8 protein-coding genes and 2 tRNA genes are annotated in these 11,604 nt (G+C 26.9%); 3 read left to right on the top strand and 7 right to left on the bottom strand.

Annotated features, from left to right (window positions below; genetic code table 11):
• Positions 1-22: 22 nt before the first annotated feature.
• Positions 23-94: transfer RNA gene (locus BVAVS116_RS03140), tRNA-Asn, on the top strand.
• Here the strand turns inward: BVAVS116_RS03140 and rnmV are convergent.
• The gene (rnmV, locus tag BVAVS116_RS06215) at positions 76-621 is read right to left on the bottom strand and encodes a ribonuclease M5 (protein ID WP_006068303.1); all 546 of its coding nucleotides are present in this window, start codon (positions 619-621) and stop codon (positions 76-78) included. The two genes, BVAVS116_RS03140 and rnmV, sit on opposite strands and share 19 nt — an antisense overlap.
• A 2-nt stretch (positions 622-623) precedes the next feature.
• The gene (locus BVAVS116_RS03150) at positions 624-1,892 is read right to left on the bottom strand and encodes a M18 family aminopeptidase (RefSeq protein ID WP_006068423.1); all 1,269 of its coding nucleotides are present in this window, start codon (positions 1,890-1,892) and stop codon (positions 624-626) included.
• Positions 1,893-1,979: 87 nt separating this feature from the next.
• On the opposite strand from BVAVS116_RS03150, the gene BVAVS116_RS03155 reads away from it, so the two are divergent.
• Entirely contained in the window at positions 1,980-2,705 is a 726-nt protein-coding gene (locus BVAVS116_RS03155) for a hypothetical protein (RefSeq protein ID WP_006068584.1), read from the top strand.
• A 29-nt stretch (positions 2,706-2,734) separates the two neighbouring features.
• Here BVAVS116_RS03155 and BVAVS116_RS03160 read toward each other — a convergent pair whose 3' ends face one another.
• Entirely contained in the window at positions 2,735-4,600 is a 1,866-nt protein-coding gene (locus tag BVAVS116_RS03160) for a fructose-specific PTS transporter subunit EIIC (protein ID WP_006068760.1), read from the bottom strand.
• Between the two features lie 87 nt (positions 4,601-4,687).
• Between BVAVS116_RS03160 and pfkB the strand changes: the two genes are divergently transcribed.
• The gene (gene pfkB / locus BVAVS116_RS03165; RefSeq protein ID WP_006068852.1) at positions 4,688-5,599 is read left to right on the top strand and encodes a 1-phosphofructokinase; all 912 of its coding nucleotides are present in this window, start codon (positions 4,688-4,690) and stop codon (positions 5,597-5,599) included.
• Positions 5,600-5,682: 83 nt separating this feature from the next.
• Here pfkB and BVAVS116_RS03170 read toward each other — a convergent pair whose 3' ends face one another.
• The 4 genes from BVAVS116_RS03170 to recB form a co-directional block, all read right to left on the bottom strand.
• Entirely contained in the window at positions 5,683-5,994 is a 312-nt protein-coding gene (locus tag BVAVS116_RS03170; RefSeq protein WP_040351345.1) for a hypothetical protein, read from the bottom strand.
• 159 nt (positions 5,995-6,153) lie between these two features.
• A tRNA-Asp gene (locus BVAVS116_RS03175) sits at positions 6,154-6,227 on the bottom strand.
• A 39-nt stretch (positions 6,228-6,266) separates the two neighbouring features.
• On the bottom strand, positions 6,267-8,096 hold the full coding sequence (gene recD, locus BVAVS116_RS03180) for an exodeoxyribonuclease V subunit alpha (RefSeq protein ID WP_006068247.1): 1,830 nt from the start codon (positions 8,094-8,096) through the stop codon (positions 6,267-6,269).
• A complete protein-coding gene (gene recB, locus BVAVS116_RS03185; RefSeq protein ID WP_006068394.1) occupies positions 8,093-11,602 on the bottom strand; it encodes an exodeoxyribonuclease V subunit beta in 3,510 nt (1,169 codons plus the stop codon). The genes recD and recB overlap by 4 nt, the downstream gene beginning before the upstream one ends.
• Positions 11,603-11,604: the final 2 nt, after the last annotated feature.

Below are 11,604 nucleotides of genomic sequence, written 5' to 3' on the forward strand. Positions count from 1 at the left end.
ATAATATTCATAGTGTTCAATTTCCCCTATAGCTCAGTGGTAGAGCGGGTGGCTGTTAACCACTAGGTCGGAGGTTCAAGTCCTTCTGGGGGAGTTAATTAAGGTTAATTGTTTTTTTAATTTCGTTTTTGTTATTTTAAAGTAATTAAGTCTTTCTAAGAGTTTTTTGTTGTTTCCGTGTCCCAAACAAAGGTTCTTTTGTATCTTTTGTCTATTTTCTTTTGAGTTTTCTCCTATTAAGTCAAGTTCTAACAAGTCGCTTAATGTTAATAAATCTTTTTGATTATCTTTATATAAAGTTCCAACTTCTTTAAGTATTTTTATTATTTCTGTTTTATTTACTGATTCAACTTCGGTATCTTTAGTATTAAGATATGCATGTTTGATTTTATTATTTTCTCCTAGATGTTTGACTATTTTTTGCCTAATAATATTTCCAGATTTATCACTGTCTGTTAAAATTATTATTCCTTTGTATTTTAAAGCTTTTTTTAACAATTCAATAGTTTCGATTTTTAAAGCAAATCCTTTTGTTTCTATTACTGTGCAGTCAAAAGATTCTTTTATTCTTTTAAGATCGTCTTTTCCTTCAACTACAATTATTTCTTTAATTTTTTCCAATTTTAAATTCCTTGTTCAAAGAAAGCCCTTAGCAATTTAATTGCTTCTATGTGGTCAACTATTGATACTGTTTCGCGTAAGGAGTGCATTGCCCATAGTGGTGTTCCAATGTCAATAGTTTCTATTCCTGTTCTTGCATTTGATATTGGACCAATTGTTGTTCCTGAAGGAACATTTGCTTTCATTATTATTTCTTGAATCTTAATATTATTATTAATAGCCAAATTTTTTAATTTTGAAAATCCCGTTGAAGTTGTTGCATATTTGAAATTGGCGCTGTTTTTTACAACTATACCTTTACTTAGAGTTGCTTGATAGTTTGGATCATGTTTAAATGTATATCCTGGATGGATGCCGTGAACACTGTCAAACGATATATTAAATGATTTGTTTGTTTTTATTAAATGTTCTTCTCTGGTTAAATTAAGAGCAAGGTCAATTCTTTCTAAAACTTCTGATAAAAAATTGGAATCAGCGCCTCTTGAGGTTAGAGATCCTACTTCTTCGTTATCAAAAAATACAGCCATTTTATTTTTATTATTGCTTGTATGAATATAAGAGTTCATGATTGCGTGGCATCCTGATTTATTGTCAAGATTTTTAGAAGTCAAAAATTCTTTTTCAGTTCCTATTATTTTGGAAGGTTGTGATTCTGTGAATATTAGATCACAAGATAGAAAATTTTCATATTCTATTCCAAGTTGTTCTAGTATGCTATCTTTTATTGATTTTTTAGTGCTGCTTATTACTGTTAAATTGTCATGAGTATTATATACAAATCCTTCGTTAATTTGTCGGTTTAAATGGATTGCAAGGTTTGGAATAATTCCTATGTTTTCAATATTGATTAATTTTGAGTTAATATTTTCATTTTTTTTGAAATATATAATTCCTGCTAAGCTTAAGTCTCTGTCAATCCAAGTAGAAATTATTGGACTACCATAAACTTCAATATGATTGTAGAATACACCACTTGTGTTTTTTGTTGCATCTATTTTTAATTTTAGTCCTGGACTGTCTGTATGTGCCGTTGCTATTAAAAATGGCTCATATTTTTTTTCCACATCAATATTAAAGGCAATAAGGCTAGTTCCTTCTTTTTTTATGTAATACGATCCTGTTTCAATTTTCCATTTTTCATCAGGTTTTAATTGTTTTGCATTAAAATAATTAATTAATTTTTCTTCAATATAATTTACTAAATGATAAGGTGTAGGACTATTGTCTAGTAGACTTTGAAAAAATTTTGGTTCTAGTGTTTTATCGTTCACTAAAGGGATTCTCCTTTAATTTTATTGCTTTATAACTATATATTTTATTATAATAATTTTTAACTGTATATTAGTTAGGAGTTTATTATGAGAAAGTGTTTTGCCAGCTGGAGTTTATTGTTGATTTTTATTGCTTGTAGCTCTAATGTTGAAATTGAGTTAAAAGATGATATTAGCGGTATTGTTTCAATATTTGTCAATGTTAATGGAGAATTTGAAAAAATTAGAAAAGAACTCTTAACAACTTTAGTGGGAGAAGAAGTTGCAAGCATGCCTCTTTTTCCTGTAGATGAAATAAAAAAATACTTTAAAAATGGAGAGGAAAAGCTTGGACTTAAGCTTTTGAGTATTAAAACTCAAGGAGATTCTATTAATTTAGTTGTTAAGTTTGATAATTTAATTAAAGTTTTAGGCGATTATATGAAAAAATCTGATATTCCTGTGTTTAAGATAGAAAAAAAAGATGGTAAAAATATTGTTGAACTTAATATTAATTTGGAAAACGCTACTAAGAATATTAATGAAAATAAAGAATATATTAGTGATGCACTTGCTGCTCTTTTGCCATCGGATGAAATTCCAATGTCTGCTGAAGAATATAAAGATGTTTTGGTTTATTTTTTATCGGAGTTTACTCCCAAAGCAAGCGAACTTATTGACAATTCAAAACTTAATCTTATAGTTAAGACTTCTAGAAATGTTCAAGAACAATTTGGATTCAAACAGATTAACTCAAACACACTAAAGTTTGAGATGGATATGGTTAAAGGATTGAGTCTTGAAACACCAATAAAACTTAGAGTAGTTTATTGACAGAAATGTAAGAATATAAACGATTAAGTTTATATTCTTACATTGTATTCCTTTTTTAAAATTCCTATTAAAATAGCTGTTAAAATTGATCCTGCTAAGATAGATATTATCCACATTAATGGGTTTACTACTATTGGTAGAATAAATATACCACCATGTGGTGCTATAACTTCTACCTTAAAAAGTGCAGAAATAAATCCTCCTACAGATGAGCCTAGTATGCATGCAGGTATTACTCTTAAAGGATCTGATGCTGCGAATGGAATTACTCCTTCTGTAATAAAGCACGCTCCTAGAAAATAACAAACTTTTCCAGATTCTCTTTCTTCTTTTGAGAATTTGTTTTTAAATAAACTTGTAGCAAGGGCAATTCCTATAGGCGGCACCATTCCCCCTGCCATTATGCTTGCGTGAGGAATATAATTTTTTGCAGTTATCATTGCAATTCCAAATGCGTATGCAGCTTTATTTACAGGTCCTCCCATATCTATTGCCATCATACCTCCAAGTAAAGCTCCAAGTATTGCCATATTAGTTCCGCTAAGTTGATTTAGCATATCTGTTATTGATTCATTAATAAATGATATTGGACTAAGCATTACATATATTAAAATTCCTGAAATTATAACTGATAGAAAAGGATAAGTTAATACTGGATTTATTCCTCTTAAGTTGCTAGGAATGATTTTGTCAGATATTTTTTTTACAATCAATGTAACGTATCCTGAAATAAATCCCGCTAAGATGCCTCCCAAAAATCCTGCATTTCCATTGCTCATCATTAAACCTGTAATCATTCCAGGTGCAAGTCCTGGTCTTTCTGCTATACTAAATGAAATGTAGCCAGCAAGTATTGGGATCATTAAAGCAAATGCGCTTCCACCGCCGATTTGCATCAGAATATCTGCTATTTTATTGTAGCTTGGGTCATTTATATCAAATGCTTTGATTCCAAACATAAATGATATTGCTATTATTATTCCTCCTGAGACTACAAATGGAAGCATAAAGGAGACTCCATTCATTAAGTGTTTATAAATTCCTATTCTTTGGATTTGTTTAGGTTTTTCGATGGTTGTATTTGTGTTGCTTTTGTTGTAAATTTGCGCTTCGTTTTTAAGAATTGTTTGAATAAGCTCTTTTGCTTTGTGTATGCCGTCTTTTACGCCTACTTCAATTAAAGGTTTTCCGCTAAATCTTTCTTTGTTTATAGTCTTGCCAGATGCAATAATGATTCCCTTTGCGTTTTTTATTTCTTCTTCTGTTATTGGGTTTTCGGTTCCACTAGATCCATTTGTTTCTACTTTTATGTTTATGTTTAATTCTAAAGCTGCTTTTTTAAGGCTTTCTGCTGCCATATAAGTGTGAGCTATTCCCACAGGACATGCTGTTACGGCAAGAATGAAATCTTTTTTTGTATTTGAATTATTAGATTCATTTGTATTGCTACTACTCATGATTATTTCTAAAAATCTATCTTCATTATTTGTGCTCATAAGTTCATGTCTTAATAAGTTGTTGCTAAAAGTATTGCTTAGATATGATATAGCTTTTATGTGTGCATTGCTAGGAGCCTCTTCGGGGATAGCCATCATGAAAAACAGTTTTGAGAGTTTTTGATCAGAAGAGTTGAAATCAAATCCATCACCATCAACTCTTAAAATAGCAATTCCGTGTTTTTTAATAAAGTCACCTTTTGCATGGGGCATGGCTATATGCTCTTCAATGCCTGTTCCGTTAATTTCTTCTCTTTTTTTAATTTCTTTTATGAATGCTTCTATGTCATTTAAGTATCCATTTTCATTGAGCATGCTAGCCATTTTTCTAATTACATCTTCTTTGCTAGTTGCATTGTAATTTAAAATAATTAAATTTTTTGAAAATAAATTTTGCATAATAATCACCTTTATATATTATATAGTGTATATATATATTAAATTTTACATTTATTTAATTGATTTTATCAATTAAAGGAGATTATCTTGATATATACTCTAACACTTAATCCTTCTGTGGATTATAAAATAGTTTTAAAAGAATTTCAGGAAGAAAGTCTTAATTATGCTTTGGATAACAATTTCTTTGCTGGTGGTAAGGGAATAAATGTAAGTACTGTTCTTAAAAATTTGGGAAAGTCTAGTATGGCTCTTGGCTTTTTAGGAGGTTTTACGGGTGATTATATAAGATTTTCTCTTAATTCTAAGGGTATAAAAAACGATTTTATTAAAATAAAATATAATACAAGATTAAATATTAAAATGATAGCAAATGGCAGAGAAACAGAAATTAATGCTAATTCCCCAGATATTTCTAAGGATGAATTTGAACTTTTGAAAAATAAGCTTAAAAGTTTAGCAAATAATAGTATATTGGTGATGTCAGGAAGCGTTCCTGAAGCTCTTGGCGAGAATGCATACAACGAAATATCTAATATAATTTCTAGTGATGTTAAGCTTATCATTGATACTAGTGGTAAACCTTTGAAAAAAATTCTTAGATTAAATCCCTTTTTAATAAAGCCTAATATTTATGAACTTGAAGATCTTTTTAATGCTAAATTCAATTCCACAAAAGAATTGATTAAAATTGGGAAAAATCTTGTAGAAAGTGGAGTTCAAAATATTATAATTTCTATGGGAAGTGACGGAGCTATTTTTATTGGCAAAAATGTTGCTTTTAGAGCCTTTGTTCCAAAGATTAGCTCTGTTAGCACTATTGGGGCAGGAGATTCTGTGATTGCAGGATTTGTGTATGCGTTTGACAATAAAAATACTTTGGCAGATTCATTTAAATTTGGTGTTGCAGCCGGTACAGCTACGGCATTAAAAGGCAATCTTTGTGAATTTCAAGATGTTAAAAAGATGCTTTGTGAGATTAGGGTTGAAGACATTTGAATTTCTTAATCTTTTAAATAGAGTTGAGTATTTGATTTTTAAACTTTACTGTAGCTTTTAAAAAGCTACAGTATTTAGTTTGTTTAAATTTTTAATTTTGATTTATACAATTTGTGTGTTACTAGGGATAATCCCATAACTGTTAACAATGCTACTATAGCTATGCTTGCAAATAAGCCTGCTGTATTTGATTGAGTGATTTTTGCAGCGATTTCTGTACTTTTCTCATCGCAAACACAGTTAACGTATCCACATATTGGACAGATCTCTTCTACTCCAAATTGGCTTAAGTTTTTATTTGAAATTATATTTTCTGTTGTTGTGTTGGTTTGTGCGAAAACATATGTTGAAATCAATAGTAAAGCAGTGAAAAATAAATATTTTCGTAGATTCATTTTACCTTCTCCTTTCCCCATAAGGTTTAAATTTTTTTGGATTACTTAAATTATAGCTTTTAAATTAAACATTTATAATTTTTTATTATTCAAAACCTTCTAGAATGGATAAATTTTCTAAGAAAAGCTGATGATATAATAAAGTGTAAAAGTTACTATCGGGAGCGACGGGTCTCGAACCCGCGACCTCCTGCGTGACAGGCAAGCGTTCTAACCATCTGAACTACGCCCCCCAAAGTCATTCTTTTAAAAAGATTATAGTTGTTTTTGATTTATTTGTCAATTTCTTTAAATGAGTTTAAATGTTCTAGTATTTTTGAGTCTCTTTCGCTAGATTTTTTGCTTAGTTTGAGAATGGTCTCTTTGTTAGAAATTATTTCTAAGCTATCTTTAGCTCTTGTTATTGCAGTGTACATAAGTTCTTTTGTTAAAAAAGGATTATTTTCCAATATTACTTTTATGTGTTTATATTCAGATCCTTGGCTTTTGTGTATTGTTGTGGCAAAGCTGAATTCATAATTTGTTAGTAAATCTAAATTTATTTTTTTATATTTTTCATCTTTTCTTTGGAATAAAGCATAAAATTTAGAATTTTCATTAAAAATGATACCTCGTTCTCCATTAAATAATTTATTTTTATAGTCAGTTTTAGTTATCATTATTATTTGACCAGTAAAGTTTCCGTAAGTCTTTTTTAGGTAAGTTTTTATTATTTCATTTAGTGTTTTAGTTCCAAATTTTCCAAAATTTTTTGAACTTAAAATTATATTTTCAAGTAAAGTTTCAAGTATTGTTTCAATTTTTGATTTTTTTAGTAATTTAAGATTAAAAGTGGGTATTTTTTTATATAAATTGTTTGTATATTCTATTAGATCTTTTTTTAAGTTTATTTTTTCTATTTCTTTTAATTGAACATTTTTATTGTTATTAATATATTTGCAAATCAAACTGCTATCTTCTTTGTATATGGCTTTTGAGAGCAAGTTTATTTCTTTATTGCTCCTGAAATTTTCTTTAAGATCTTCTACATTATCGTTATTTAATTTTTTTATTCTTAGAAGGCTTGAATATACATTCCCTTCATTTACCGATGGTAGTTGATTTTTGTCTCCCACCATTATTAATTTAGTAGTTATTGGTGTTGCTTTTAATAGCTTTAAAAAAGTGTATGCATCTACCATTGAAGCTTCGTCAATTATTATTAGGTCAAAATTTAGTTGATTTTCTTCATCATATAGATTTTTTTTGTTTATAAATTTGATTCCCAATAGTTTTTGAATTGTGTTACATTCTATTTCTAAATTTTTGAATGAATGATCGATACTTGCTTGTAACCTTAAGCTAGCTTTTCCTGTGGGAGCTGTAATTGCTACTAATTTTTTTTTATTGTTTGATGTTTTATTAATTGCCTTTAAGATATAGTTAATAGTTGTAGTTTTGCCTGTTCCCGGGCCTCCGCTTAATAGAAAGAAGTTGCTTTTTAATGCCTTTCTTACTGATGTAATTTGCTCTTTATTTAAATTTTCGGTGTTCAAATTTGATATTATATTTTGTATTTTGTTGTCATTTAATTCACTTTTATGGTTTTCTAATCTTTTTATAATTTGTTTTATTAACTCTTCTTCTTCTCTATAGTTTTTTTGAGTATAAATGTAAATATTGTTTTCTAGAATTAGGGGAGTTGTAATTTTAAGATTATTAAATTCCATTATTATGTTGTTTTTTTTTAAAAGTGAAACTATATCTTGAATAGTTTCTAGATTTCCAAATGTTTCTAACTCTTTTAACATTTTTATTAATTTATTGTAACTATGATTAGTTTTTTCTAGGTTGTCTTTTGTGAATGTTATTGTGTTTTGAATATCTTTTGCTAATAGATTTATATCAGCTCTTAAGTGACCTTTATCAAAGTAGTTAAATAAAAATATTAAAAATATTACAATATTTTCATTTTTTATTGACTTTGCAAGTGTTTGTGCTTTATAACAATTTTTTTTATTGATATTTAAAAGTTCAATTATTTCATAAAGCTTAAGCTCGGGAGTTAAAAATTTTTTGTTTTTATTTTTTAAAAATTCTCTTAAAACTAAAAAATCTCTCATAAGAGCCTTTTAATACTTAATTCTGAGATGATTTGATCTAAATCCACATCATTAAATTTTGGAAGATCAAAATAAATGCCATTTTCAAATTTTGATTGCAAACATTCAATATTATCTTTAAATGCTCTTGTAAAAAGATATATTATTCCACCAAATTTTTGATTATATTCTCTTTTGGTTTTAAATAATATTTTTTTTATTCCAAGTGCGTATATTTTATATTGCAAATCATAATATTCTTTTTTTATTATATTTTTTAAATTTGTTATATTGTAATCATCTTTATCTTTTCCAAGATAGTTTGTTTTGTAATCCAGAATGTATATTTTATTATTAGCTTTAAATATGAGATCTACTATTCCTTTTAAGTATCCGTCATTGAGTTTTATGTGAAGATCTTCAAAGTGGCTGTCAAAAAGATGTTTTTGTTTTTGAAATTTAGGATTTATTTTGATTAAAAATTCCATTTCTTTCTGCAATTCTTCAATATCACACAGACGAGTATTAATTGCTTTTATATTATAAGTTAGTATATTATAAATCATTTTAGTTAATGAATTTTGTATTTCTATTGTATTGAGATTTGAGTTAATTTTTTGTATTTGTTTTTTAATAATTTCAATATTATTTTTTTTAAAATTATCAAATGTATCTTTTGCTGTGCTAAAGATTATTTCCTCCATTGCGGCATGCAAAATGTTTCCACTATCTTTTCCTTTAGGTAGAACCTCTTCTAATGTTGAATCGAAATCAAGATCTGTTTCTTTTTCATAGTTAGTATTTTTAAAATCATAGTTTTCGTAAAATGTTTGATGATGAGCTTGCGCTGTTAGACTTGAAAAACTAGATGTATATTCTTTTTTAAACATGTTTTTAATTATTGGTTTTGGTGGTATTAATTTCGCATTTACATTTGTATTGTTCTTTTTTTTATTGAATCTCTTTTGGCTAATAAATTCATATATGTTAAAGTCATGTTTAATGCCGTCGATAGTAAAAATTTTTGCTATTTCTAATAATTTGCTAGTTATACTATTTGTTTTTGCAATAAAAAGAGCAAATTTAGCTCTTGTTGCTCCTACATAAAATATATTTTTTTCTTCACTTAGTATTTTTAGTCTTGCATATTTTTTGTTTTCTTCTAATTTAAAAAAATCATATTCAATTTTTCCGTCTTGATAAAATTTGTAAAAGTGATTTTTCTTTGAAAAAATATTGCCATTTTCTATTGGAGATGTATTTATTAAAAATACGATATTCATGCTAAGCCCTTTTGATTTGTGTATTGTCATTAGTTCTATAGATTCATCGTCATTATTTATATTATTGATTTTTTCTTCTATTTCTTCAGGCTCTTCGTTTATTATTAGACTTTCTAAAGTAGAGATTAGAGATTGTATGTTTTGTTCTTTATGATATATTTTAGAGATAATCTCAAGTGTTGTTTCGTAGGTTTTTAAATTGTCAAGTTTACCTTCTTTGATAAGAAGGCCTTTGTAATTTATTTTATTTTTTGCCCACTCAATAATTTTTTGATCTTTGGTGCTATTTGCAATTTTGATCCACAAGTTTTTTTCGGATGTGATTTTGTTAATTGCATTTATTAATGTTATTTCATTTTTTTCAAGTAAAACTGTTATATTTTCAATAAATTCCTCTATGAGATGAATTTTGTCTTGTTTGATTAAAATTCTTTGTAAATTCCATGGTACATTTAATATTTTACTGTTTAGAATATAATTTAAAGTTTTAAAATTCTGTTTTCGGTCTAAGCACTTAAGAATATAGAAAATTTCGCTAAATTCTTTGGTTTTTAAAAATTGTTCTTGGGTTTTATTTGTTTGAATTTGTTCTTTTTTTAATGCTTTATCTATTAAATTGATTTCATTTTTTCCTCTACAAAGTACTTTAATGTCTTGCATTTTAATATTTCTAATTTCATTGTTTTCGGCAATTGTTCCATATGTAAGTAAGTATTTTATTGTTAATGCTGTTTTTTGGTAAATGTCTTCTTCGTTTTCGGAATTTGTGGTTATTATGTTGATTCCTTCTATTTCTTGTCCGTTGATGAAAATGTTATTATTGTCATTTTTTTGATTTGGAAGTGAGTTGGTAAATTCAATTTTTTCAATTTCATCGGCTATTGCATTATTATATATATTATTAAAAATTTTATTTAAAGGCTCGATGAGCTTTTTACTTGATCTGTGATTTGTTTTTAGTATAATTCTAGCATCTGTGTTAATTTTATTTTTTATTTCTTTGTTATAAAAAGAAATGTCTGCTTTTCTAAAAGAATATATTATCTGTTTAGGATCGGCTATAAATATCAATTTTATTCCTGCTGTTTTTAATATTTTAAATATCTCTATTTGTGTTAAGCTTAAGTCTTGCGCCTCATCAATTAAAATGATTTTGTATCGATTTTTGATTGCATTTAGGAGTTTTTTGTCTTCTGATTTTAAGTAATTTTTTAAATTTGAAATTATGTAATTTTGATCTATTGTGTTTGTTGATTTAATAATTTTTTCTAGTTCTTTTTTTATATACTTTAGTATTTTGTATTCAACTTTTAAAATAACATATTGCTTTAAATTATTTCTATTTTTATTTCTATTGTCTTCTGTTTTATATTTTTCATGGTTAATATTAATTCCTAAATGGATTAAATCATTTTTAATCTTAAGTTCTTTAGGTAATAATTTAGTATTTTTTTTAATTTCTTTTTCTATTAAAGTTGAAAAAAATTTATTTTTTAATAATGTTTCTGCTATTTTGAATATTTCGTTTTCTTTAGAGTATTCTATTTCAAGTTTGCCAGTTTGAATATGTTTATTATAAAAACTTAATATTTCATCTGTTGTCATTTTGTCTAATTCTTCTATTATTTTGTTGTAATCTTTGATTAATTCTTCCTTTTTAAGAAGAATGTTTTCAAATGTAGTTTGGGTTTTAAGCCAATCCCCAAGTTCTTTAGTTGTATCTCTTTCGTAAGCTTTTTTTATTTTTAAAACAATTTCTTCTGTTTTTTTAGCATCAGATTTAAATACTTTAAATTCATAGTCTTTAATGTCAACAGCTTGAATCAGGCTATCTGATTTTCTTAAAAAGTCATAAACCATTTCATCTATTTCTTTTGAAAATTTTTCTTTAGGTTTATATTTGGAATAATTTTCTGTTTCAATTTGAAAATTATTTAAGGCATGTAATGCAAATTTATTGATTGTTGATATAAAGAGTTTTTTTGATTGCTCGTAGGCTTCTTTTAAAACTCCATTTGTTTTTGAGTTAAAATAAGTATTTTCTATTGCTTTTAGTATTCTTGTGTGCATTTCTTCTGTGGCTTTTCTTGTAAAAGTTAATACCAAAATTTCATTTATGGAATATAGTTTGTTTTGCATTAAACTTATAACCACATTTTCAAGTACGTGAGTTTTGCCAGTTCCCGCTGATGCTTCTATTAATATTGTTGTGTTGTTTCGAATTTTTTCTATGATTTTGTCCATGA

This window comes from Borreliella valaisiana VS116 (genome assembly GCF_000170955.2).
Lineage (GTDB): Bacteria > Spirochaetota > Spirochaetia > Borreliales > Borreliaceae > Borreliella > Borreliella valaisiana.